This window comes from Rhizomicrobium sp. (assembly GCF_056722145.1).
This window is the reverse complement of record NZ_JBWZET010000302.1, coordinates 1-24,015: the sequence shown is the minus strand read 5'-3', so window position 1 is coordinate 24,015 and position 24,015 is coordinate 1. Positions and strand designations below refer to the sequence as shown.

The 24,015-nt window shown below is 65.0% G+C and carries 16 protein-coding genes; 7 read left to right on the top strand and 9 right to left on the bottom strand.

Translation table 11 applies throughout. The features are described 5' to 3' along the window. The 7 genes from AC1P6P_RS16045 to AC1P6P_RS16015 are packed head-to-tail and all read right to left on the bottom strand — an operon-like array spanning nucleotide 1 to nucleotide 4,397. Nucleotides 1-1,074 carry a CgeB family protein gene (locus tag AC1P6P_RS16045; RefSeq protein WP_481403453.1) on the bottom strand — a complete coding sequence of 358 codons (1,074 nt, stop codon included), beginning with the start codon at nucleotides 1,072-1,074 and terminating at the stop codon, nucleotides 1-3. After that, nucleotides 1,071-1,649: a histidine phosphatase family protein gene (locus tag AC1P6P_RS16040; RefSeq protein ID WP_481403452.1), complete on the bottom strand. Its 579-nt coding sequence runs from the start codon at nucleotides 1,647-1,649 to the stop codon at nucleotides 1,071-1,073. Before AC1P6P_RS16040 ends, AC1P6P_RS16045 begins: the two co-directional genes overlap by 4 nt. After that, nucleotides 1,646-2,731 (bottom strand): inositol-3-phosphate synthase, encoded by a 1,086-nt coding sequence (locus AC1P6P_RS16035; RefSeq protein ID WP_481403451.1) that lies wholly within the window; start codon nucleotides 2,729-2,731, stop codon nucleotides 1,646-1,648. The genes AC1P6P_RS16040 and AC1P6P_RS16035 overlap by 4 nt, the downstream gene beginning before the upstream one ends. 50 nt (nucleotides 2,732-2,781) lie before the next feature. Continuing rightward, nucleotides 2,782-3,333, bottom strand: coding sequence for a ferritin-like domain-containing protein (locus AC1P6P_RS16030; RefSeq protein ID WP_481403450.1), 552 nt, complete (start codon nucleotides 3,331-3,333; stop codon nucleotides 2,782-2,784). Continuing rightward, entirely contained in the window at nucleotides 3,330-3,650 is a 321-nt protein-coding gene (locus tag AC1P6P_RS16025) for a hypothetical protein (protein WP_481403449.1), read from the bottom strand. The genes AC1P6P_RS16030 and AC1P6P_RS16025 overlap by 4 nt, the downstream gene beginning before the upstream one ends. Before the next feature lie 57 nt (nucleotides 3,651-3,707). Further along, entirely contained in the window at nucleotides 3,708-4,028 is a 321-nt protein-coding gene (locus AC1P6P_RS16020) for a DUF6496 domain-containing protein (RefSeq protein ID WP_481403448.1), read from the bottom strand. Nucleotides 4,029-4,043: 15 nt separating this feature from the next. After that, a complete protein-coding gene (locus tag AC1P6P_RS16015; protein ID WP_481403447.1) occupies nucleotides 4,044-4,397 on the bottom strand; it encodes a PRC-barrel domain-containing protein in 354 nt (117 codons plus the stop codon). An 89-nt stretch (nucleotides 4,398-4,486) separates the two neighbouring features. Between AC1P6P_RS16015 and AC1P6P_RS16010 the strand changes: the two genes are divergently transcribed. The 7 genes from AC1P6P_RS16010 (at nucleotide 4,487) to AC1P6P_RS15980 (ending at nucleotide 19,769) form a co-directional block, all read left to right on the top strand. Next, nucleotides 4,487-5,746: an Nramp family divalent metal transporter gene (locus tag AC1P6P_RS16010; RefSeq protein ID WP_481403446.1), complete on the top strand. Its 1,260-nt coding sequence runs from the start codon at nucleotides 4,487-4,489 to the stop codon at nucleotides 5,744-5,746. 66 nt (nucleotides 5,747-5,812) lie between these two features. Continuing rightward, complete coding sequence (locus tag AC1P6P_RS16005) at nucleotides 5,813-8,719, top strand: alpha-1,4-glucan--maltose-1-phosphate maltosyltransferase (protein WP_481403445.1); 2,907 nt, start codon at nucleotides 5,813-5,815, stop codon at nucleotides 8,717-8,719. Beyond that, nucleotides 8,716-11,991 (top strand): maltose alpha-D-glucosyltransferase, encoded by a 3,276-nt coding sequence (gene treS / locus AC1P6P_RS16000; protein WP_481403444.1) that lies wholly within the window; start codon nucleotides 8,716-8,718, stop codon nucleotides 11,989-11,991. Before AC1P6P_RS16005 ends, treS begins: the two co-directional genes overlap by 4 nt. A gap of 42 nt (nucleotides 11,992-12,033) precedes the next feature. Further along, nucleotides 12,034-14,124 (top strand): glycogen debranching protein GlgX, encoded by a 2,091-nt coding sequence (gene glgX / locus AC1P6P_RS15995; protein WP_481403443.1) that lies wholly within the window; start codon nucleotides 12,034-12,036, stop codon nucleotides 14,122-14,124. Further along, entirely contained in the window at nucleotides 14,121-15,806 is a 1,686-nt protein-coding gene (treZ, locus tag AC1P6P_RS15990) for a malto-oligosyltrehalose trehalohydrolase (RefSeq protein ID WP_481403442.1), read from the top strand. The genes glgX and treZ overlap by 4 nt, the downstream gene beginning before the upstream one ends. Continuing rightward, nucleotides 15,803-18,358, top strand: a complete 2,556-nt coding sequence (gene treY / locus AC1P6P_RS15985; RefSeq protein WP_481403441.1) for a malto-oligosyltrehalose synthase — start codon at nucleotides 15,803-15,805, stop codon at nucleotides 18,356-18,358. Before treZ ends, treY begins: the two co-directional genes overlap by 4 nt. A gap of 91 nt (nucleotides 18,359-18,449) precedes the next feature. Beyond that, nucleotides 18,450-19,769: an outer membrane protein assembly factor BamB family protein gene (locus AC1P6P_RS15980; protein WP_481403440.1), complete on the top strand. Its 1,320-nt coding sequence runs from the start codon at nucleotides 18,450-18,452 to the stop codon at nucleotides 19,767-19,769. Nucleotides 19,770-19,832: 63 nt separating this feature from the next. Here AC1P6P_RS15980 and AC1P6P_RS15975 read toward each other — a convergent pair whose 3' ends face one another. Both AC1P6P_RS15975 and AC1P6P_RS15970 read right to left on the bottom strand, forming a co-directional pair. Next, a complete protein-coding gene (locus AC1P6P_RS15975; RefSeq protein ID WP_481403439.1) occupies nucleotides 19,833-21,284 on the bottom strand; it encodes a glutamate synthase subunit beta in 1,452 nt (483 codons plus the stop codon). Nucleotides 21,285-21,287: 3 nt separating this feature from the next. After that, a partial coding sequence (locus tag AC1P6P_RS15970) for a glutamate synthase-related protein (protein ID WP_481403438.1) occupies nucleotides 21,288-24,015 on the bottom strand: 2,728 nt, incomplete at its 5' end.

The following is a 24,015-nucleotide window of genomic DNA, read 5'->3' as shown; positions in this document are numbered from 1 at the left end:
CTAGGCTCCCACCGCTTGGGTTTCCACCAGAGCGACCAGTTCGCGAGCGCGGCGCGCCGAGGTGTGTTCGCTGAGCGCTCGGTCCCGCGCCGCCTTGGCCTGACGGGCGCAGTCGCCATCGCTCATTTCCAGCGCCGCCAATACGTCCGCCGCGCCGCGGACAAGTGTGATTTCATGGCCAGGCGCGAAGAAGGCGTCGATTCCGTCCCAGCGATCCGAGAGGATTGGCACTCCGCACGCGGCCGCTTCGAATAAGCGTCCCGACGGGCACCAGCCCATGTCGGCCATCGAGCGGCGCGTGATGTTCAGCGTCAGCCGCGACGAAGAAAAGAATGCCGGATGCTCGCCGGGCGGCAGATGGCGGACGAAATTGATGTTGTCCGTCCACGGAAAATCATCGGGATAGCGCGCTCCGCCGATCAGGAATGTCTGCGTCGGCCGCGCCTGCGCCGGGGCAATGAACAGTTTTTGCAGCGCCGACTGGCGGTCCTCCGCGTAGGTGCCGAGATAACTGAGGTCGGCACGATAATGCTCCACTGGCGCCGCCGGCTTGTGCTGCGCCGGATCGACGTGCCCATAAAGTGGTGCCACGGCGCGAGCGCCCAACATCTCGCGCAACGCCGCCAGCGCCTTGCCGCCGGAATAGCTGAGCACGAGATCGTAGCCGGTGAGGCCGTGCGGCGCGATGTAGGCCGGACGCATGCCGTCGCGCAACTGAGCCAGCGTCACGGGCGTGTCGAGATCGTAAAACACCCGCAAGGCGCGCGTGTCGCCGAGCGCTTCTTCCGCCGCAAGAGCATCGGGGCAATAGGAGGTGATGATGGCGACGTCGGCGTCCGCGAGTTCGGCCATTGCCGTCGCACGCACCTCGTCCCACTCCGGATACAGCACCAGCCGGCAACGCCCCGGCATTTCCTTGAGGTCGCGCGCAGCGGCGTAATAGGGCACGTCGCGCTCGAAGAACACCGCCTGATGGCCGTCGGCCCCCAGCGCGCGCAAGAGGCCACGCCACAGCGTCGCATGGCCATTGCCCCATGACGACGAAATCGTCAGCCCAAATATAACGAGCTTCATGACGCCACGGCCTCGATGGCGGGCGCGTTGCGTTCGAGCGGAAACACCGACCCCGGCGCGACGTCGATCTCCGCCCATTGCCTGAGACTGAGGCCACGCTCGGCCAGAAGCGCGGCGCGGATAACCTCGGCATGGGTGACAATGGCGATGCGCGCATCGGGATGGAGTGCCGCGGCGCATTGCAGATGGCGCAGAATGCGGATTTGCACGTCGCGCATACGTTCGCCGCCGGGGATGCGGACGAAGTCGCGGTGCTCATTCCACGCCGTCCATACCGCGTCGCCCGCCAGCGTCTCAATCGCCCGTCCGGTCCATTCGCCGTAATCGATTTCGTCGAGCGTCTCGTCAGCTTGCACCGGCGCGTAGCAGCCGATCGCCAGTTCGCTTGCGGTTTCGCGGGCGCGCCGGCGCGGGCTGGTATAGATGAGATCGATCTGCGGCCGGGCCAAAAACACGCCGAGGCGACGGATCTGCTCACGCCCCTCCGGCGACAGGCCCGCGACATCGGTCCGCCCTAACAGCACGCCATCGGGCGCATTGTGCTTGCCATGGCGGATAAGCAGAAACTGGGTCATGCGGTTTTGCCATTGCGCACGAATGCCTGGGTGCGGCGGCGCGCTTCATCATCGGTGAACTGTTCGGGCGGCGATTTCATGAAATAACTCGAAGGGCCGATCAGCGCACCGCCGATCTTGCGATCGAGCGCCAGCTTGGCACAGCGCACCGCATCGATCACGACGCCGGCGGAATTGGGCGAATCCCACACTTCCAACTTCAGCTCCATCGCCAGCGGCACGCCACCGAACGTGGTGCCTTCGAGCCGGATATAGGCATTCTTGCGGTCGGCGAGCCACGGCACGTAATCGGATGGACCTATATGAATTTGCTCCGGCGGCAGCGGCACGTCGAGCTGGCTGTTGACGGCGCGGGTTTTCGAAATTTTCTTGGAGGCGAGCCGCTCGCGCTCCAGCATGTTGAGGAAATCGGTGTTGCCGCCGAAATTGAGCTGATAGGTGCGATCAAGCCGCACGCCGCGCTCGCGCATCAGATTGGCGAGAACGCGATGCACGATGGTGGCGCCGACCTGGCTTTTGATATCGTCACCGACCAGCGGCACGCCGCGCGCCTTAAAGCGGTCGCGCCATCCAGGATCGGAGGCGATGAACACCGGAATGCAATTGACGAAGGCGCACCCGGCTTCCAATGCGCATTCGGCGTAGTATTCCGTGGCCTTTTGTGATCCCACTGGCAGGAACGATACCAGTACGTCGGTGCGCGATTGCTGAAGCTTGGCCGCAACGTTGACCGGTTGGTCCTCGGATTCGGAGATGGTGCCGGAGAGATATTTGCCGAGGCCATCGAAGGTTGGACCGCGCGCGACCTTGACGCCCGTGGCGGCTGGCGCGGCAAAGCGGATGGTGTTGTTGGGCTCGGCGAAAATGGCTTCCGCAACGTCGCGACCGACTTTCGCCTCCGACACGTCAAAGGCGCAGGACACCTCCACATCGCGTGGACGATACCCGGCGATCTCCGCGCTCATCAATCCGATCGGCGGCTCATTGCCGTCGTCGCGGTAATGCGTGATCCCCTGCAGCAGGGACGAAGCGCAATTGCCGATACCCGCAAGACCGACCCGAATTCGACCGCTTTGCGGCATCACAACCCCGCTGTCCTTGCGCTGCCGCGTGTCCGGCGTCTACCAACGTTTCAGGCGGACGCAGCGTTCCCGTCCGGCAAACGGCCGAGAAGCGACACCAGATCCTCGGCGTGCTCCTCCTCCTTTTCGAGGATCTGTTCGATCAATCGCCGACTGGTGGGATCGCCATCGCCAAGCCAGCGCGCGATTTCCATGTAGGTTTCGATGGCGATGCGTTCCGCCACCAAATCCTCCTGGATCATCGAACGCAGATCGGTGCCTTCCACATATTCGGCGTGACTGCGCTCCACCAGCGTGTTGGGATTGAAGTCGGGATCGCCGCCAAGCTGAACGATGCGCTCGGCCACCATGTCGGCGTGCTCCTGCTCCTCGCGGGCATGTTCGAGGAACTCCTGCTTGACGGATTCTGCGGCCATGCCCTCCGCCGTGTAGTAATGACGGCGATACCGCAGCGTGCACACCGTTTCGGTCGCCAGCACTTCGTTGAGAACGTCGATGACCCGGGCGCGATCGGCCTTGTAGCCGTCGGTGATCGCGCCTTCGCCGATGCGCTCGCGCGCCCGGCGGCGAACATCCTGGATGTCGCTGAGGAACCCGTTCACTTGCGCCGATCCAATGCCCAGCCGATGGCGGCGCCGGCAACGAATGCCGCCAGAACAGCCGTGATCGGGCGCTGTTCGACGTTGCGTTCGACCGCCTGATAGGAATCCGTGGAGGTCTTGGAAATCGTATTCCAGATGTCGGCGAGCGTGTCTTCGATGCGCCCCAGCGTGCCGTTTACCGTGTCCTTGGCGTTGGACACGGTATCCGTCGCTTTGTTCTTGATGCGCCCGGCCAGCGCGGCGCTGTCGTTCTTCAGGTCCTTGACGTCCTGCACTACGGCCTCGAATTCACCGTTATGCGATCCCTGTGTGTCCATAGTTCCCTTCTCCTTGCATTCCGAACAGAAATAACCCGCGGCGCCGCGCCAAGTTCCCTAAGTCGCGCGCTTGCGACGTGTCGTCTTGCGGGTTTTCTTGCGCTTGACGGCTTTCTTCTTACGGCCGCTGGCGCCGAGGCGGCCTTGCTGTTGCGCCGTGGCGCCGCGCGCTTCCTTCTTTGCGGTCTTGGCACGCGCCTTGCGCTTCTGCTTGGGCGACTGGCTTTTGGAGGCCCCCGCTTCGCTGAGCGCGATGGCGATCGCCTGCTTTCGGCTTTTCACCTTGCCGCCGGCGCGGCCGCGCGGCAGCTCGCCGTGCTTGAACTCATCCATGACGCGGCCTGTGGTTTTCCTCTGGCGCCGTGTCGTTTGGGCCATGTTGCTCTCCTGCCGTCAGATCGCGTTGAAAAACGTTTCGGCCAATTCGCGCGCGCGCACGCCGTCCTCGTGGGTCAGTTCGTCGAGACCGAATACCGGCGCATTGCGGAACTGCTGGCCGCTAAGCCCGATTGCATAACCCCGCCGACCGGAATCGTAATCGAGCAGGCTCCACGGCACCGGACAGCATTGCTGGCCCAGCCCAGGCGAAAACCCCACCGCCACCACCGCGAAAACAAGCCTGTCCGAGAGCTTGTCGAGCATCACGTCCTGGACATGGCCGAGCTTTTCGCCGCCGGCCGCGAACACCGGCGTGCCGACGACCTTGGAAGCAAGGATCGCCGTGGTATGCCCAGAAGGCGTCGGCAACGTTTTCTCCGCCAACAAATTGCTGTCGTGGGCACAACGCCGCGCGCAACGGGCTGTTCCCTCGCCCGCTTTGGCGCGTTGTGCCTGCCATGGGAGTTTTCCGCCGCCTCATCAACCGGATCGGATCGGGTATCGTCACCGGCGCCGCCGACGACGATCCTTCCGCCATCGGAACCTATGCCAGCGCCGGCGCCAAGTTCGGCTTCGCTTTCCTTTGGGTCGCACCGCTGGTGCTGCCGATGATGTTCGCCGTCGTCTATCTGTCGGCGAAGCTCGGGCGCGTCTACGGCAAAGGCCTGTTCGCCGTCATTTACGACCGCTATCCCAAGTCGCTGCTGTATCCGCTGATGATCGGCGCCTTCGTCGGCAATCTGATCGAGGCCGCGGCCAATCTCGGCGGCATCGGCGCAGCCCTCGGATTGCTGGTGCCGCTGCCCGTTCCAGTGATCGTGGTGGCGGCGGCGGCCATCATCCTGGTGTTCCAAATTTACGGTTCCTACCGCCTGTTGCGCAACACCTTCAAATGGCTGGCGCTGGCGTTATTCGCTTACGTAGCCGCCGCCGTGCTGGCGCGCCCCGATCCCATCGCAGTGCTGCGCGGCACCTTTCTTCCGAGCGTGCATTTTTCCAGCGATTTTCTCGCCATGATCGTCGCCTGCATCGGCACCTCGCTGTCGGCCTACATCTATACTTGGCAATCGAACCAGGAAGTGGAAGAGCAGATCGAGGAAGGCCGCCGCACCGTCGACTCCCGCAAAGGCGCCAGCATCGAGGAGTTGCGCAACACCCGCCGCGACGTCGCGATGGGCATGGTGTTCTCCAACGTCATTCTCTATTTCATCCTGCTTTCGACCGGCGCCACGCTGCATCCCGCCGGCCACACCGCGATCGCCAGCGCCGCCGATGCCGCCGCCGCCCTGGCGCCGCTGGCGGGCGAAAGCGCGAAATACCTGTTCGCGCTCGGCGTCGTCGGCGTCGGGTTCCTCGCGGTGCCGGTGATGACGGCGGGCGCGGCGTACGATCTCGCCCAGGGCATCGGCCGGCCCTCGGGCCTCAGCGCCCGCCCGCGCGAGGCGCGCCTCTTCTATACCGCCATGGTGGGCGTCACCATCGCGGCGGTGCTGCTCAACTTTCTCGGACTCAATCCGATGCAGGCGCTGGTGTGGTCCGGCATCGTTCAGGGCTTTTCGGTGCCGCCATTGCTGTTCATTTTGATGCTGCTGACCAACGACCGCCGCGTCGTCGGCGAGCACCGCAATGCGCCGCTCCTGAACATCACTGGCTGGGTGACGACCGCGGCAACGTTTGCAGCGGCAGCGGTTCTGGTGGCGAGCTGGTTCGCAGCATGAACGCCCTTGCGGGAACTTTGCAGCGCGCCCGACCGTTAGTCACCCGCGAACAGCCGAGTGATCCGTGTGCCGCCGCGAATCTGCCATGCCGGAACGACCGTGCCGCAAGACCCGTCGCCGCTGGCGGCGCTTGATTTCGATTACGTCCTGGTCGACGCCGACCGCGGCGGCCGCGTCACGCCGAGCCCGCCTGACGGACTGGCGCTGCTCCTCGACATCGACATGGCCGAACTTGCCCCGGATCATCCGCTGGCGGGCGAAAACGATCCCGACGCCCGCGCCGCATGGTGGAAAAACGCTCTGTGCGAACGCTTACGTGACGGTGCCGGCGGCTTCCGCTTCCTGCATCCGCTCAAGGCCAACGGCGTCATGCGCCGGGTGGTCGGCGAAACCCGCGCCGAATTCGCCGACGCCTTGTTCATCATCGATACCCCCGGCGTCGCGTGGGACGATCTGGCGTTGCTGAAAGGCTGCGGTTTCGATTTCTGCCTGTCGTCGCTGCCGTGGTGGGATTTGCGCAGCACCTGGCTGGCGGAGGAATACGCGGCCCTGCGCGCGGTGGCGCCGGTGATCGCGATGGCCGACCTTCCCGGCAACGACGAGAGCCTCGATCTGCGCCGCAGCCGGCTTTTGCTCGCCGCCGTGGCTGGATCGGGTGTCATGGCCGGCGTCCGAGCCAGCACCGACGCGCCGCTCATCGACACCGTGCAGGCGATGAATGTATTGACCGCGTCCGAACCGGTGCTGGCCGAGCCCGGAACGCTGAAGGTGTTCCCGTCGCCGTCACGCACCGTGGTGTTGCGCACCGCCGCGGCGGCGGACGACGCACTCGTCGCCGTGGTCGGGCTGAACGGCACCCCGGCCGACCGCTTCGACCGCACCGTGATCGCCGATCTCGACGAATGGTCGACGCTCGAGCCGGTGGTGATGCGCCAGAGCGATGACCCATCACGAAAACCCGGCATGACGCGCCTTTTCCGCGCCCGCCGCGCCAAACCGGTGCGCCGCAGCCGCGCCCTCACCGCCCCGAAAGCGGCACGCGAGCCACGGCTGATCATCGAAGACGTGGCGCCAACTGTCGGCGGAGGGCGCTATGCCGCCAAGCGCCTGGTCGGCGAGACGGTGCAGGTGGAAGCGACCATTTATAGCGACGGCCATCCGGTGCTGTCGGCGGAAATTTCCTCGCGCGCCGAGGACGAACGCGAAGCCACAGTGCGGCCGATGCGGCTCGTCGCCAACGATCGCTGGGTGGTGGACCTGCCGTTGCTGCGCCCCGGGCGGCATGTGTTCACGCTGGACGCGTGGATCGACGCGTATGCAACCTTCGTCCGCGATATCCTCAAGAAGCATGACGCCGGCAAGGACATTCGCCTCGATTTGAAGGAAGGCTGTGCCTTGATCGCCGCGGCGCGCGAGCATGCGCCGGCGGCCTTGCGCAGCGCCTTGGATGCGATTTCTGTGCATGCCGGCAACGCCACGCCGGACGCGCAGCGCGTGCTTCTCACCGCACCGGAAACGGTGAACGCAATGCGGCTGGCAGCGCCGCGCGCCTTTCGCACCGAGGTCGGACCGTTCGCCATCGATGCCGACCGCAAGCTCGCCGGCTTTGCCGCGTGGTACGAGATTTTTCCGCGCTCCGCCGACGGTGCCCGTCACGGTACCTTCCGCGATGTCATCGCGCTGTTGCCGCATATCGCCGCCATGGGCTTCGACGTGCTCTATTTGCCGCCGATCCATCCCATCGGCCGCACCAATCGCAAGGGCCGCAACAACGCGCTGGTGGCGCTGCCCGATGATGTCGGCTCGGCTTATGCCATCGGCGCGCAGGAGGGCGGCCACGACGCCATCCATCCCGATCTCGGCACCGCAGACGACTTTCGCGCCATGGTCGAAGCGGTCAAAGCCGCGGGTCTCGAACTCGCGCTCGATTTCGCGGTGCAGTGCTCGCCAGATCATCCGTGGCTGAAGGAGCATCCCGGCTGGTTCGAATGGCGCCCCGACGGTTCGATCCGTTATGCCGAGAACCCGCCCAAGGTCTACGAAGACATCGTCAATGTCGATTTCTATGCCAGGGATGCGATCCCCGGGCTGTGGCTGGCGCTGCGCGACGTGGTGCTGCATTGGATCGGCGAAGGCGTGCGCATCTTCCGCGTCGACAATCCGCACACCAAACCGTTCGCGTTCTGGGAATGGCTGATCGCCGACATCCGCGCCGCCTATCCCGACGTGATGTTCCTGGCCGAAGCCTTCACCCGGCCGGCGATCATGTATCATCTCGGCAAGATCGGATTTTCGCAGTCCTACACCTATTTCACCTGGCGCAACACCAAAGCCGAACTGACCGAGTATATCGAAGAGATCGCGACGCCGCCGGTGGATGCATTCTTCCGGCCGCACTTCTTCGTCAACACGCCCGACATCAATCCCCTTTATCTGCAGACAGCGGGCCGCCCCGGTTTTCTCATTCGCGCCGCGCTGGCGGCCACGCTATCGGGCTTGTGGGGCATGTTCTCCGGCTTCGAATTGTGCGAGGCCGCCGCACTGCCGGGGCGCGAGGAATATGCCGATTCCGACAAGTACCAGATCCGGCCGCGCGATTTTTCCGCCCCCGGCAATATCGTTCGCGAGATCACCCAGCTCAATCGCTTGCGCAGATCCGAGCCGGCGCTGCAATCCCACCTCGGCACGACCTTCTACAACGCCTTCAATGACGCCGTGATCTATTTCGGCAAGCATCCGATCGGCCACGACCATCGCGTTCTGGTGCTGATCAGCCTTGATCCGCATACGTCGCAGGCGGTCGATTTCGAGATTCCGCTGTGGGAATGGGGTCTCGGCGACGCCGATGTGCTGACGGTGGAAGACCTCCTCACCGGCTCCCGCTTCGTCTGGCACGGCAAACGCCAGCACGCCGTGCTCACCCCCGACAACCCCTATCGCCTCTGGCGCATTGCCCCGGAGCCTCGCGCATGAACATCCGGCTCGACCCCAACCTCTTACGCACCTCTGCCGCTGCACCGCTGACCGACGATCCGTTATGGTACAAGGATGCGGTCATCTATCAGCTGCACGTCAAGTCTTTCTTCGACGGCAACAACGACGGCATCGGCGATTTTCCGGGGCTGATCTCGAAGCTCGACTATTTCGCCGATCTCGGCGTCAATGTGCTGTGGCTGCTGCCGTTCTATCCCTCGCCGCGACGCGACGATGGTTACGACATTGCCGACTACACCGACGTGCATCCCGAATACGGCACGCTCGACGACGTGCAGCGCTTCATCGCCGAGGCGCATGTCCGCGGCATCCGCGTCATCACCGAACTGGTCGTCAACCACACCTCCGATCAGCACCCATGGTTCCAGCGCGCCCGCAAGGCCCCGCCCGGCTCGGCCGAACGCGATTTCTATGTCTGGTCCGACAGCGACAAGAAATACGCCGGCACCCGCATCATCTTCCTCGACAGCGAGAAATCGAACTGGACCTGGGACGAGGACGCCAAAGCCTATTACTGGCACCGCTTCTATCACCACCAGCCCGATCTCAATTTCGACAATCCCGAAGTGTTCGAGGAATGCCTGAAAGTACTGCGGTTCTGGCTCGACATGGGCGTCGATGGGCTCAGGCTTGATGCGGTGCCGTATCTGGTCGAGCGCGAGGGAACGATCAATGAAAACCTGCCCGAGACCCATTCCGTGCTGAAGCGCATCCGCGCCGAGGTCGATAGCCACTATCCCGGGCGCGTGCTGCTCGCCGAAGCCAATCAGTGGCCGGAGGATGTGCAGCAGTATTTCGGCGACGACGACGAATGCCACATGTTGTTCCACTTCCCGCTGATGCCGCGCATGTACATGGCGCTGGCGCAGGAAGACCGTTTTCCGATCACCGATATCCTGCGCCAGACCCCCGACGCGCCGCCCAATTGTCAGTGGACGACGTTTTTGCGCAATCACGACGAGTTGACGCTCGAAATGGTCACCGACCGCGAGCGCGATTATCTGTGGAACACCTACGCTTCCGATCGCCGCGCCCGCCTCAATCTCGGCATCCGCCGCCGCCTGGCGCCGCTGATGGAACGCGATTTCCGCCGCATCGAACTGATGAACAGCCTGATCCTCACCATCATGGGCACGCCGGTGCTCTATTACGGCGACGAGATCGGCATGGGCGACAACATCCATCTCGGCGACCGCGACGGCGTGCGCACCGCGATGCAATGGAGCCCGGACCGCAACGGCGGCTTCTCGCGGGCCGACGCCGAATCCCTGATCGTGCCCGTGATTTCCAATCCGCTTTACGGCTACATGGCGGTGAACGTGGAAACGCAATGGCGCGACCCGCATTCGCTGCTCAACCGCTTGCGCCGCATCCTCGTCATCCGCGGCCAGCACAAGGCGTTCGGGCGCGGCACGTTGCGCTTCCTCAAGCCCGCCAATCGCAAAGTGCTGGTGTATCTGCGCGAGTGCGACGGCGAAAACATCCTGTGCGTCGCCAACGTCTCGCGCACGGCGCAGGCGGTGGAACTCGATCTGTCGGAATTCGCCGGCCGCACGCCGGTGGAGCTGTCGGGCAACGTCGCCTTCCCCAAGATCGGCCAGCTCACCTACCTTCTCACCTTGCCGCCGTTCGGATTTTATTGGTTCATCCTGTCGGCCGACACCAGCCAGCCTTCGTGGAGCACGTCTACCGGCGACAACCTCGCCGAGCATTACACCTTCGTGTTGCGCTCCGGATTGAACGGCATCCTGGAGGGGCGTTCACGCGACGTGCTGGAAAAGGACGTTCTGCCGGGCTATCTGGCCCAGCGCCGCTGGTTTCAGCAGAAATCGCAGGATGCGCCGCAGGTCAAGGTTTGCGATGCGATGGCGATCGATCCCGGCCGCCACGATGTGGTGTTCGCGGAGATCGTCGCCACCGTCGGCGACAGCGAGAGCCGCTATGCCATGCCGCTGGCGGTCGCCTGGGAAGACGAAGCTGCCAGCCCGCAGGAATCCCGCCTCGCGTTGGCGCGCGCCCGCCATCGCGCCCGTGTCGGCCTCCTCACCGATGCCACCGCCTCGCCGAAATTCGTCCGTAGCGTGATGACCGCGCTGGCCGAGGGCCGCACCGTGCAGTCAGGCGAAGGCTCGCTGATTTTTGCGCCGCAGCCCGGGTTCACGCCGCCGGCGGACGATGCCGAAATCCAATGGCTCGGCGGCGACACCTCGAATTCCGCCGTCGTAATCGGACAAGAGGTGATGCTGAAAGTGTTCCGCCGCGTCATCAACGGCATCCATCCCGAAGAGGAGATGGTGAAGGAACTGACGCGCCGCGGCTTCGCCGGCATCGCCGCCCTGCTCGGCGAAGTTTCGCACCGCCGCGCCGATGGCCGCAACGCCACCGTGATGCTGGCGCAGCGCTTCATCAAGAACCAGGGCGATGGCTTCCACTGGTCGGTGGAACAGGCCAAGCGCCTGCTCGACGATCGCACCGCCGCCGAGGAAGGCCATGACGGCTTCGAAACCGTCTCCCATTTCGTCTGCGTTGCCGGCCAGCGGCTCGGCGAAATGCACGAGGTGCTGTCGCAACCGACCGCCAATGCCGATTTCGCACCGGTTGCCGCAACCGATGCGGTGATCGCCGCGTGGCGCGACTTTGCCCGCAAAGAAGTGGCCACGGCGCTCGACCTGTTGCTGGACCGCGATCTCGGCGCGCAAAACGAGGCGGTGAAGGCGCTCGCCGCCCGCCGCGACGCGCTGATGACGGGCATCGATGCGGTGCTCGGCAAGGCAGTCGGTTCCCAGCTCATCCGCATTCACGGCGATCTCCACCTCGGTCAGGTTCTGGTGGCGGCCGGCGACGCCATCCTGGTCGATTTCGAAGGCGAACCGCTGAAGCCGCTGGCCGACCGTCGCGCCAAGAACAGCGCCATGCGCGATGTTGCCGGCATGTTGCGCTCGTTCAGTTATGTGGTGTGGACGGCGCTGCGCACCAGTCCGGTCACGGCCCAAGGCGATATCGACGCATTGCTGACGACTTTCGAGGAACGTTCCGTTGCGGCGTTCATGGACGGTTACGCCCGCGGCCGCGGGCGGGCCCTCGACCCAGCCGAAGAGCAACTGCTGTGCGTGTTTTCGCTGGAGCGCGCGGCATACGAGATCGGCTACGAAATCGCCAACCGGCCCGATCAGCTCGGCGTGCCGCTGGCCGGTTTTCTCGATCTTGCCGCGCGCGTGGCGGGCGCGCGACCGCAACCGATGGAACCGTGAGCGCGTTACCGTCTGCGATCAGCGCGTCACGGAGGGACTTTCATGCCATTTTCACCCGGGAGGCTCGAGCCGGGTGCTCCCACACCGCTGGGCGCAACATGGGACGGTTTGGGCGTCAACTTCGCGCTGTTTTCTGCCAACGCGACGGCAGTGGAATTGTGCCTTTATAACGCCGCCAATCGCGAAATCGCGCGCTACGAGATGCCGGAGCGGACCGATCAGGTCTGGCACGGCTATCTGCCCGGCGCCGGGCCCGGTACGATCTACGGCTATCGCGTCCACGGGCCCTACAAGCCCGAGGAAGGCCACCGCTTCAATCCGAACAAGCTGCTGCTTGATCCGTATGCGAAGGAACTCGCCGGAACCCTGCGCTGGAGCGACGTGCTGTTCGGCTATCGCCTGCACTCGCCGCGCGGCGATTTGAGTTTCGACCGCCGCGACAGCGCCCCCGCCATGGTCAAGGCGGCAGTGTCGGCGGAAAACTACATCTGGGGCGACGACAAACCGCCGGTGATCCCGTGGAGCGACACCATCATCTACGAAGCTCACGTCAAAGGCCTGACCAAGCTTTTGGAAGAGGTTCCCGAGCGCGTGCGCGGATCGTATGCGGCGCTTGGCCATCCCGCGGTGATCGCGCATTTGAAACGCCTCGGCATTACCGCGGTGGAACTGATGCCGGTGCATGCCTTCCTGCAGGACCGCCATCTGATCGACAGGGGCTTGCGCAATTACTGGGGCTACAACACGCTCGGATTTTTCGCGCCCGAGCCCGGCTATTCCAGCGGCGGCGGCACCAATGAACTGCGCGCCACCATTCGCCGCCTGCATCGCGCCGGTTTGGAGGTGCTGCTCGATGTCGTCTATAATCACACCTGCGAAGGCAGCGAACTCGGACCGACGCTGTCGTGGCGCGGCATCGACAACGCCGCCTACTATCGCCTGGTCGACGGCAATGTCCGCCATACCATCAACGACACCGGCACCGGCAACGTGCTCGACATGGCGAGCCCGCGGGCGCTGCAAATGGTGCTGGATTCGCTGCGTTACTTCGTCGAATCCTATCACGTCGACGGCTTCCGCTTCGATCTCGGCGCCACGCTCGGACGCGAGCATTCCGGCTTCGATCCCGGCAGCGGCTTCTTCGATGCCATCCGCCAGGACCCGATCCTCAACCGCGTCAAGCTGATTTCCGAACCGTGGGACATCGGCCCCGGCGGCTACCAACTTGGCAATCATCCGCCGCCTTTTTCGGAATGGAATGACCGCTATCGCGACACGCTGCGCCGGTATTGGCGCGGCGACGGCGGACAACGGCCCGAACTGGCACGACGCTTGTCGGGATCGGCGGATATTTTCGGCGCGCGCCGACCGACGGCGTCGATCAACTACCTCGCCAGCCACGACGGCGCCCCGCTTGGCGATCTCGTCATGTACGAAGGCAAGCACAACAAAGCCAACGGCGAGGACAATCGCGACGGCGCCTCCGACAATCTCGCCTGCCATTGGGGTGTGGAAGGGCCGAGCGACGAGGAGCCGATCGTGGCCCTGCGCGAGCGCGTCAAACGGTCGATGCTGCTCAGCCTGTTCGCGTCGCTCGGCACGCCGATGCTGCTGGCCGGCGACGAATTCGGCAACAGCCAGGGCGGCAACAACAACGCCTATTGCCAGGACAACGAGATTTCCTGGCTTGACTGGTCGCGTCTCAAAACCACCGAAGGCGCGGCGCAAGCCGATTTCACCGCCCGCGTCGTCGGCCTGCGCAAACGCTACGCCGCGCTGCGCAGTGCGAAATTCCTGTTCGGCGAGGAGGTGAGCCCGGGTTTCCGCAACCTCGACTGGCTTGACGAGTGCGGCAACACCTTGAGCGAAGACGATTGGGCCAATGGCGAAGCCCGCGCCGTCATCATGCGCCGCGCCCTGTGGGACGGCGACGGCAAAATCGAAGTGCTGTCGCTGCTGCTGAATGCGTCGGAGAAGGCGATCGAATTTTCACTGAACTCCAACTGGCCGTGGCAATTCCTGATTGATACCGCCAATCCCGAGCGCGAGCCGGGCCCCTTCGAAGGCGCCACCTATATGGTGGAAGACCGCAGCGCCGCCCTGTTCACCGCCCTGGTGGAGCCGCCGCGATGAGCCGCTGGGGTCCGGAGGTCGGCGCACACGACACCATTTTTTGCCTGTGGGCCCCGGCGGCGGAGGCGGTCGCGCTCGAACTCGCCGACGCCGAGGCGCTGACGATGACGCCGACGGACGATGGCTGGTGGGAAGTCGCCTGCGCCGCCGGGCCGGGCGCTCGCTATCGCTTCCGCATCGGCGGCGTATCGCTGCCCGATCCGGCTTCGCGGCGGCAGATCGGTGATGTCCACGGCTGGAGCGTCGTGGAACGCTCCGCCTACGGATGGCGTAGTAGCGACTGGCGGCCGCGGCCGTGGGAAGAGACGGTCCTCTACGAACTCCACGCCGGGCTGTTCGGCGGCTTTCGCGGCGTGGTGGAGCATCTCGACGCCCTGCGCGATCTCGGCGTCACCGCGGTCGAATTGATGCCGATCGGCGATTTTCCGGGCCAACGCAATTGGGGCTATGACGGTGTCCTGCCCTACGCTCCCGACGAGGCCTATGGCGCACCCGACGATCTGCGCTTCCTCATCGACGAAGCGCATGCGCGCGGTCTGATGGTGTTTCTCGACGTCGTCTACAACCATTTCGGGCCGGACGGAAACTATATCGCCCAATACGCGCCGCCGTTCTTTCGCAGCGACCTGAAAACGCCGTGGGGCGACGCCATCGACTTTCGCCAGGAACCGGTGCGGCGGTTTTTCATCGACAACGCGGCTTACTGGCTCGAGGAGTTCCGCTTCGACGGCCTGCGCTTTGACGCGGTGCACGCCATTCGCGATGCCGAATTCCTCGAAGCGATGGGCGGCGAACTGCGCCAGCGCTTCCCGGACCGCCATTTGGTGCTGGAAAACGAGGACAACGACGCGCGCCTGCTCGGCACCTATCAGGCGCAATGGAACGACGATTTCCACAACACGCTGCATGTGCTGCTGACCGGCGAAACTGCGGGCTACTATTCCGACTTCGCCGAACGGCCAACAGATAAACTGGCGCGGCTGCTGAAAGACGGCTTCGCCTTCCAGGGCGAGCGGATGGGGCACACCGACCGGCTGCGCGGCATGCCGAGCGCGCACCTGCCGCCGGCGGCATTCGTCGCCTTCCTGCAGAACCACGACCAGACCGGCAATCGCGCGCTGGGCGAACGGCTGATCCACCTGACCAATGAGCACAAACTGAAAGCGGCAACCGCGCTGCTGCTGCTGTCGCCGCAAATTCCGCTGCTGTTCATGGGCGAAGAGCAAGGCGCACGCGAGCCATTCCTGTTTTTCACCGACCACAATCCCGCGCTGGCCGCGGCGGTGCGCAAGGGCCGCGCCGCCGAATTCGCCAAATTTCCCGAGTTCGCCTCCGGTCGCGCCGAAGTGCCCGATCCCAATGCGCCGGAAACGTTCGAACGCTGCCGCCTCGGCGCCGGCAACGAGGTGTGGCGGATATTCTATCGCGACCTGCTCCATTTGCGACGACGCGTCCTGGTGCCGCGACTGAAAGGAACCACGGCGCTGTCATCCGACGTGCTCGCGGACGGCGCCGTGCTGGCGACATGGCGGCTCGGCGACGACACCATTCTGACCATCGTCACCAACCTCTCCGAAACCGCCGTGCAGGTGCCGTTGCACAAGACTGCGCCGCTCTACGGACCAGCCGGAAGCGACATGGTTCCGCCTTGCTCCACCGCCGTCTGGATTGAATCCGCATGACACCACGCGCCACCTATCGCCTGCAATTCCATAAGACGTTCACGTTCGCCGACGCGCTGAAGCTGGTCGGCTATTTTGCCAAGCTCGGCATCAGCCACCTCTATGCCTCGCCGATCCTGATGGCGCGCGCCGGTTCCACGCACGGTTACGATGTCGTCGATCATGGCCGGGTCAATCCCGAGCTCGGTGGCGAAGAAGGATTTCGCGCATTGGCCGCCGAGCTCCGCAAGAACGGCATCGGCGTCATCCTCGACATCGTTCCGAACCACATGGCGGTCGGCGGCGCCGATAATCCTTATTGGCTCGACGTTCTGGAAAAAGGGCGCGACAGCATTTTTGCCGGCCTGTTCGACATCGATTGGGAGCCCGACGAAGCCAAGCTGCGCGACAAGCTGCTGGTGCCGCTGTTGGGGCGGCCGGTCACCGAGTGCCTCAACGACGGCGAGATCACGCTGGTGTGGGATGAGCGCCTCGGCAAATTGGCATTTGCTTATGCCGAACACCGCTTCCCGCTCCGTCGTGAGGATTACGAGACGGTGATGGCCGGTGCCGCGACACCGTCCGAAGCGAGCCTAGCGCGCTTTGGCGACGCTGCAGCGTTAGGCGCGCTGCTCGATCGGCAGAATTTCCGCCTCGCCTATTGGCGCAGTGCCGGCGAGCGCATCAACTGGCGACGCTTTTTCGATATCACCAGCCTCGCCGCCTTGCGGGTGGAAGACGACGCCGTGTTCGAGCAGATTCACGCCACCGTGTTCCGGCTCTACAGCGAAGGGCTGATCGACGGCGTGCGTATCGATCACGTCGACGGCTTGTCCGATCCGGCGAACTACTGCCGCCGCCTGCGGGCGCGGCTGGAAGCGATGACCCCGCTGCGGCCCGACGCCTTGCCGCGCGAGCCGGCGCTGATCGTGGTGGAAAAAATTTTGGCCGATGGCGAGGACCTGCCGCCGGACTGGCAGGTCGACGGCACCACCGGCTACGACTTCATGAATGCGCTGTCCGCATTCCAGCACGCGCCGGAAAACGAGCCGTCGTTCGATCGTCTGTGGGCGGAGTTCAGCGGACGCCCTGCCGACTTCGAGGTCGAAGAACGCCAGGCGCGGCGCGAGATGCTGCAGAACGCGTTTGCCAGCGCGCTGCGCGGCGCGGCGGCGGCGTTCCAGCGGCTCGACGACGAAGGCACCATTCCGCCGGGCGCATTCGAACAGGCGCTGGAGCGGGTGCTCGAACATTTTCGCGTTTATCGCACCTATGCGCTTGGCGACAAGCCCGAGCCGGCGCCCGGTCCGCAATTCGAGGCGGCGCTGCGGCAAGCAGAAGACGGCGCCACCGACGACCAGGCGCGCGCGCTGACCACCATCGCCGCAACCATGCGCGGCGAAGAAGCGGCCGACGGCGCGGTGGCGGCGGTTGCGGTGCGGCGCTTCAACCAGCTGGCGGCACCGGTGGCGGCGAAGGCGGTGGAAGATACCGCCTTCTATCGCTATGGCCGGCTGCTGTCGCGCAACGACGTCGGGTTTTCACCGGCGATGTTCGCGCTGGCGCCGGACCGCTTCCATATCGGCAACGAAAATCGTCAGGCGCATTTCCCTGCGGCGCTGCTGGCGAGCGCCACCCACGACCACAAGCGCGGCGAGGACACGCGGGCGCGCCTGGCGGTGTTGAGCGAGATTCCGCAGCGGTGGGAGGCGGAAGTGCGCGAATGGTTCGAGATCAATGCGGCGCTGCGGCCGGCGCGCGTCGGGGCGGGTGACGAATACCAGCTGTACCAGACCCTTTTCGCCTGCCGCCCTTTCGGGCTTTCGGGTGAAGGGCTGACCGGTTTCACGCGGCGCATCCTGGCGTGGCGCGAAAAATCGCTCAAGGAAGCCAAGCTCGAAACCTCATGGGCGGCGCCCGATGGCGAATTTGAAACGGCCCACGCCGATTTCGTGCGCGCCATCCTCGATCCCGAACACGCCTTCCTGGCGCGGCTCGAACGCTTTGCCGGGACGGTGGCGCCGGCCGGAGCCCTGAACGGGTTGGCCGCGACCGTGCTCAAATGCACCCTGCCGGGCGTTCCCGATATTTATCAGGGTACGGAGCTGTGGGACTTCTCGCTGGTCGATCCCGACAACCGCCGGCCGGTCGATTTCCATATCCGCGAAGAGATGCTCAGCAATGCTGCCGATCCGCCGACGCTGCTCAAGGACTGGCGCGACGGCCAGGTGAAGCTCGCTCTGCTGGCGCGGCTGTTGGCCTTGCGGACGGCGGAGCCGGAGCTGTTCGCCGCACCCTATCGCGCCATCGAAGCCGGCGACGACCGCGTTTTCGCCTTCACGCGCAGTGCCGGTGAAAAAATATTGATGGTAGCGGTACCGCGATTGTCGGCCGAAGCCGCGATCGCCAAAGGACTGCCGCTGCCCGATGAGACGCTCGCCGTAGTCCTGCCCGAAGACCTGCGCGATCGTCGCTGGCGCGATGTCCTGTCCGGACAAGACAGTCCGCAGCCGGACAATCGCCCGTTGTTCACGGAATTTCCGGCGGCGGTTCTCGTTTCATCCTCGTCCTAACGCCATCGTGAAAAGCATAACCGCGATCTTCATTTGACGCCGCGAGCGCGCGCGATTCTATTGCCGCCGCATCTCAAGAAGCGGAAATCCCATGCGCTTGGTCCTCACCCTCGCCTCGCTTGTCGTGTTCGCGTCTCCCAGCCTTGCCACCGATGCGCCGATGTTCCGCGGCGGGCCCCAGCACACCGGTGCGTTCGAGGGGCGCGGCACCTCTGCGTTCGACGGCGTCGCCTGGTCCTTCCATGCCAAGGGCGCGTTCGTCTCGTCGCCGGCCGTCGTCGGCGACACGGTGTTCGCCGGTTCGACCGACGGATTTCTCTATGCCGTGAACCGCACCACCGGCGCCCAGAAATGGAAATTCGAAACCAAAAGCCGGGTGGTGTCGTCGCCGGCGGTCGCGGGCGGCGTCGTCTATTTCGCCTCCTATGACAGCCAGGTGTACGCCGTCGATGCAGCGACCGGCGCGCTGAAATGGCAATTCGCCACCGGCGGCGAGCACCGCTTTTCCGCCAAGCATATGCACGGCGCCGAGCCCGCGGCCGAAGTGATGCCGGACCAGTGGGACTGCTATCTCTCCTCACCGGTGGTTGCGGGCGGCAAGGTGATTGTCGGCAGCAGCGACGGCATGGTTTACGCGCTCGATGCCGCCACCGGCGCGAAAGTGTGGGCGTTCAAGACCGGCAATGTGGTGCATTCCTCGCCCGCCGTCGCCAACGGGCTCGTCTATGTCGGCAGCTGGGATACCTACCTCTACGCCCTCGACGAAGCGACGGGTGCGGAGAAATGGCGCTTCAAGACCGGCGACGACGACGCCATCCATAACCAGACCGGCATCCAGTCCTCGCCCGCGGTGGGAGACGGAATGGTGTTCTTCGGCTCGCGCGACTCCCACCTCTATGCGCTGAACGCGGTGACCGGCATCAAGGCGTGGGATTTCTCGACCAAAGGCTCGTGGGTGATCGCCTCGCCGGCGGTGCGCAAAGGCCATGTCTATGTCGGCACCTCCGACACCGGACAGATGTTCGATTTCGACGCCAGGACCGGCGAGCTGCTGGCAACCGTCGATTTGAAAGGCTGGCCGCTGTTTTCTTCGCCGGCGCTTTCCGGCGACATGCTGTATGTCGGCTCGATGAAAGGCGTGCTGCACGCCATCGACCTCAAGACCCACACGGCGGCGTGGCAGTTCGCGACCGACGCCTCCAAAGCCACCGCGCCGGTGACCAAGCCCGATGGCTCGGCCGATTTCGAGAGGATTTTCGACGGCGGCTTCTATGACGACGGCATGGGCGGTTATCTGAAACTCCTGGCGTTCGGCGCGATCCTTTCCTCGCCCGCGGTCCTCGACGGCGTGGTGTATGTCGGCGCGTCGGACGGCAATTTGTACGCGCTGAAAGTGAAGGTCACAAAGTAGGCCCCACAAACAAACCGGCCGGGGTCAAACCCGGCCGCCCTGCACCACGGAACTCGAAAAATCCTACCGCGGCAGTGTCGAGGCGCCCATCAGGAATTCGTCGACCGCGCGGGCGGCTTGGCGCCCTTCCCGGATCGCCCACACCACCAGCGACTGGCCGCGCCGCATGTCACCGCAGGCGAAAATGCGCGGCATCGACGTTTTGTAATCCTGCTCGCTCGCCTTGACGCTGCCGCGGCCGTCGAACTCGACGCCCGCCTGTTCCAGCATGCCGGCGTGGCGCGGACCGGTGAAGCCCATTGCCAGCAGCACCAGATCGGCGTCGATGCGGAAATCGCTGCCCGCGACCGGCTTCGGCGTGCGCCGGCCTTGCGGATCGGCGTGCCATTCGACGCGCACGCATTCGATGCCCTTCACCTTGCCGCCGGCGCCAACCAGCTTTTTCGGCATGGTTGCCCATTCGGTGGTGCAACCTTCTTCCTGCGACGACGACACGCGCAGCTTGATCGGCCAATCGGGCCAAGTCGTGCCCTTGTCTTCCTTCACCGGCGGCTTGGCGAGGATTTCGATCTGCGTCACCGAGGCGGCGCCCTGGCGATTGGAGGTGCCGACGCAATCCGAACCGGTATCGCCGCCGCCGATGACGACGACGTGCTTGCCTTTGGCGCTGATCGTGCCCTGCGGCGCGGCGCGATGCTCGTCATCGCCGGCGTTGCGCTTGTTCTGCTGGGTGAGGAATTCCATCGCGAAATGCACGCCGGACAACTCGCGGCCCTCCACCGCCAGGTCGCGCGCAGCTTCGGCGCCACCGGCCATCACCACGGCGTGGAAGTTTTCGAGCAGCGCCGACACCGGCAAGGTGATGCCGACCTCCACGTTGGTGCGGAACTCGACGCCTTCGGCCTGCATCTGCTGCAGGCGGCGATCGATGCGATGCTTCTCGAGCTTGAAATCGGGAATGCCGTACCGCAGCAATCCGCCGATGCGGTCGTTCTTTTCGAATACCGTCACCGCATGACCGGCGCGCGCCAGTTGCTGCGCTGCGGCCAGACCGGCCGGGCCCGAGCCCACCACCGCCACGCGCTTGCCGCTGCGTTCAACCGGAACCACCGGCACGATCCAGCCCTCGTCCCAACCCTTCTCCACCGCTTCGCATTCGATGGTGCGGATGGTGACCGGCGTATCCTGGATGTTCAGCGTGCAGCTCTGCTCGCACGGCGCCGGACAGATGCGGCCGGTGAATTCCGGGAAGTTGTTGGTGGAGTGAAGGACCGTCAGCGCCTTCTGCCAATCGTCGTGATAGACGAAATTGTTCCAGTCCGGGATCAGATTGTTGACCGGACAGCCGTTGTGGCAGAACGGAATACCGCAATCCATGCAGCGCGAGGCTTGCGTCGAGGTTTCGGCGCCCGTCAGCGGCTTGACGAATTCATGCCAATGCTTGAGCCGATCTTCAGGCTTTTCGTAGCTGCGATCCTTGCGATCGACTTCGAGGAATCCGGTGGCCTTGCCCATGGTTCACTCCGCCGCCTGACGTTGCGCCTGCAGCTCTTTCAAAGCCTGGCGATAGTCTCTCGGCATGATCTTGACGAAACGCTTGACGGCATCTTCCCAATGATCGAGCAGCCACTTGGCGCGCTCGCTCTGGGTATGGAGAAGGTGGCGCTGCACCAGGATGCGCAGGCGCTCGGCATCGAAGCGGAGCGGATCGCCCATGCCCGAGTCCGAAACGCTGATCGATTTCTGGCGCGGCATGCCTTCGTCGCTGGCGCCGCCCGTCGCCGGGCCGATCTTTTCCAGATCGACCATGTCGCGGTTGGCAAGTTTCTCGAACAATCCGTCGGGATCGTAGACGTAGGCGATGCCGCCCGACATGCCGGCCGCGAAGTTCCGCCCGGTGGGGCCCAGCACCACCACGCGGCCGCCGGTCATGTACTCGCAGCCGTGGTCGCCCACGCCCTCCACCACGGTGTTGACGCCGCTGTTGCGAACGCAGAAGCGCTCGCCCGCCCGTCCGCGGAAATAGGCCTGGCCGGCGGTGGCGCCGTAGAGCACCGTGTTGCCCACCAGGCAGTTCAGCTCGGGCTTGAAGGTGGCCTTGGGGCAGGGTTTCACCACCAGGATGCCGCCGCTGAGGCCCTTGCCCACGTAATCGTTGGCGTCGCCCTGCAGGTTGAGGGTCATGCCCTTGGGGACGAAGGCGCCGAAGCTCTGGCCGGCCGTGCCCGTGAAGTCGATGGTGATGGTCCCCTCGGGGAGCCCGGCGCTGCCGTAACGGCGCGAGATCTCGGCGCCCAGCAGGGTGCCCACGGTGCGGTTGACGTTCTCCACCGGGCTGGAGAAGCGCACCGGCTGGCCGTCCTCCAGCGCCGCCTTGGCCTGGGGGATCAGGGCGCGGTCCAGGGCCTTGTCCAGCCCGTGGTCCTGCTCCACCGTCTTGATGAGGGCCCCTCCGTAGGAGTTCTCCACCCGCCGCAGGATGCGGCCCAGGTCCAGGGTGCGGGCCTTCCAATGCGCCCGTTCCGGATCCATCTCCAGCGCCTCGGTGTGGCCCACCATCTCGTCGATGCTCCTGAAGCCGAGCTCGGCCATGAACTCGCGGGCCTCCTGGGCGACGAAATTCATGTAGTTGACCACGTACTCGGGCTTGCCGATGAATTTTTTCCGGAGCTCCGGGTTCTGGGTGGCGATGCCGGCGGGGCAGGTGTCCAGGTGGCAGACGCGCATCATGATGCAGCCCATGGTCATCAGCGCCACGGTGGCGAAGCCGTACTCCTCGGCACCCAGCAGCGCGGCGATGACCACGTCGCGGCCCGTGCGCAGCTGGCCGTCCGTCTCCACCTTGACCCGGTCGCGCAGGCCGTTCATCACCAGGATCTGGTGGGTCTCGGCCAGGCCCAGTTCCCAGCTGATGCCGGCGTATTTGATGGAGCTCAACGGCGACGCGCCCGTGCCGCCGTCGTGCCCGCTGATCAGGATGTGGTCCGCGTGGGCCTTGGCCACGCCCGCGGCCACCGTGCCCACGCCCACCTCCGCCACCAGTTTCACCGAGATGATGGCCTGGTCGTTGGCGTTCTTGAGGTCGTGGATCAGCTGGGCCAGGTCCTCGATGGAGTAGATGTCGTGGTGCGGGGGCGGGCTGATGAGGCCCACAAAGGGCGTGCTGTTGCGGGTCTTGGCGATCCAGGGCCAGACCTTTTTGGCCGGCAGCTGCCCGCCCTCGCCGGGCTTGGCGCCCTGGGCCATCTTGATCTGGATCTGGCGGGCGTTGACCAGGTAATTGCTGGTGACGCCGAAGCGGCCCGAGGCCACCTGCTTGATGGCGGAACGCTTGCTGTCGCCGTCCGGCAGGGGCTTGAAGCGCTCCTCGTCCTCCCCGCCTTCGCCGGTGTTGCTCTTGGCGCCCAGGCGGTTCATGGCGATGGCGATGCTCTCGTGGGCCTCCTGGCTGATGCTGCCGTAGCTCATGGCGCCGGTGGTGAAGCGCTTGACGATGGCGCTGGCAGGCTCCACCTGCTCCAGGGGCACGGGCGGGCGCAGGCCGGCCTTGAAGCGGAAGAGGCCGCGCAGGGTCAGCAGGCGGCCGCGTTGGTCGTTGATGCCGGCGCTGAATTGCTTGTACGCCTTGTAGTCGCCGCTCATGGCGGCGTGCTGCAGCTGGGCCGCCTGCTGGGCGTCCAGGGTGTGCAGCTCGCCCTCCTTGCGCCACTTGTAGCGCCCGCCCCAGTCCAGGTCCAGGTCCTGGCCGCGGTTGCCGAAGGCGGCGAAATGGCGGAGGGCCGTCTCCTTGGCGATCTCATCCAGGCCGATGCCCTCGATGCGGGTGCTGGTCCAGGTGAAGTAGCGGTCCACCAGGGCCTGGCTCAGGCCCAGCGCCTCGAAGATCTGGGCGCCGCGGTAGCTTTGGATGGTGCTGATGCCCATCTTGGACATCACCTTGACGATGCCCTTGTTGCAGGCCTTGATGAACTGCTTGATGGCCTTGGCGTGGTCCATGGTGGACGGCAGCAGGCCGCGCAGCAGCAGGTCGTCCATGGTCTCGAAGGCCACGTACGGGTTGACGGCGTTGGCGCCGTAGCCCACCAGCAGGGCGAAGTGGTGTACCTCGCGCGGCTCGCCGCTCTCGATGATGATGCCCACCTTGGTGCGCTTGCCCTCGCGGATCAGGTGGTGGTGCAGGCCGGCGGTGGCCAGCAGGCTGGGGATGGGGGACCAGTCCGAGTCCACGCCGCGGTCGCCGCCGGGT

Bases quoted from the DNA above. Each gene is read 5' to 3' on its own strand.
- AC1P6P_RS16045 (WP_481403453.1), bottom strand. From the start codon at position 1,074: ATGAAGCTCGTTATATTTGGGCTGACGATTTCGTCGTCATGGGGCAAT.
- AC1P6P_RS16040 (WP_481403452.1), bottom strand. From the start codon at position 1,649: ATGACCCAGTTTCTGCTTATCCGCCATGGCAAGCACAATGCGCCCGAT.
- AC1P6P_RS16035 (WP_481403451.1), bottom strand. From the start codon at position 2,731: ATGCCGCAAAGCGGTCGAATTCGGGTCGGTCTTGCGGGTATCGGCAAT.
- AC1P6P_RS16025 (WP_481403449.1), bottom strand. From the start codon at position 3,650: ATGGACACACAGGGATCGCATAACGGTGAATTCGAGGCCGTAGTGCAG.
- AC1P6P_RS16020 (WP_481403448.1), bottom strand. From the start codon at position 4,028: ATGGCCCAAACGACACGGCGCCAGAGGAAAACCACAGGCCGCGTCATG.
- AC1P6P_RS16010 (WP_481403446.1), top strand. From the start codon at position 4,487: ATGGGAGTTTTCCGCCGCCTCATCAACCGGATCGGATCGGGTATCGTC.
- treS (WP_481403444.1), top strand. From the start codon at position 8,716: ATGAACATCCGGCTCGACCCCAACCTCTTACGCACCTCTGCCGCTGCA.
- glgX (WP_481403443.1), top strand. From the start codon at position 12,034: ATGCCATTTTCACCCGGGAGGCTCGAGCCGGGTGCTCCCACACCGCTG.
- treZ (WP_481403442.1), top strand. From the start codon at position 14,121: ATGAGCCGCTGGGGTCCGGAGGTCGGCGCACACGACACCATTTTTTGC.
- treY (WP_481403441.1), top strand. From the start codon at position 15,803: ATGACACCACGCGCCACCTATCGCCTGCAATTCCATAAGACGTTCACG.
- AC1P6P_RS15980 (WP_481403440.1), top strand. From the start codon at position 18,450: ATGCGCTTGGTCCTCACCCTCGCCTCGCTTGTCGTGTTCGCGTCTCCC.
- AC1P6P_RS15975 (WP_481403439.1), bottom strand. From the start codon at position 21,284: ATGGGCAAGGCCACCGGATTCCTCGAAGTCGATCGCAAGGATCGCAGC.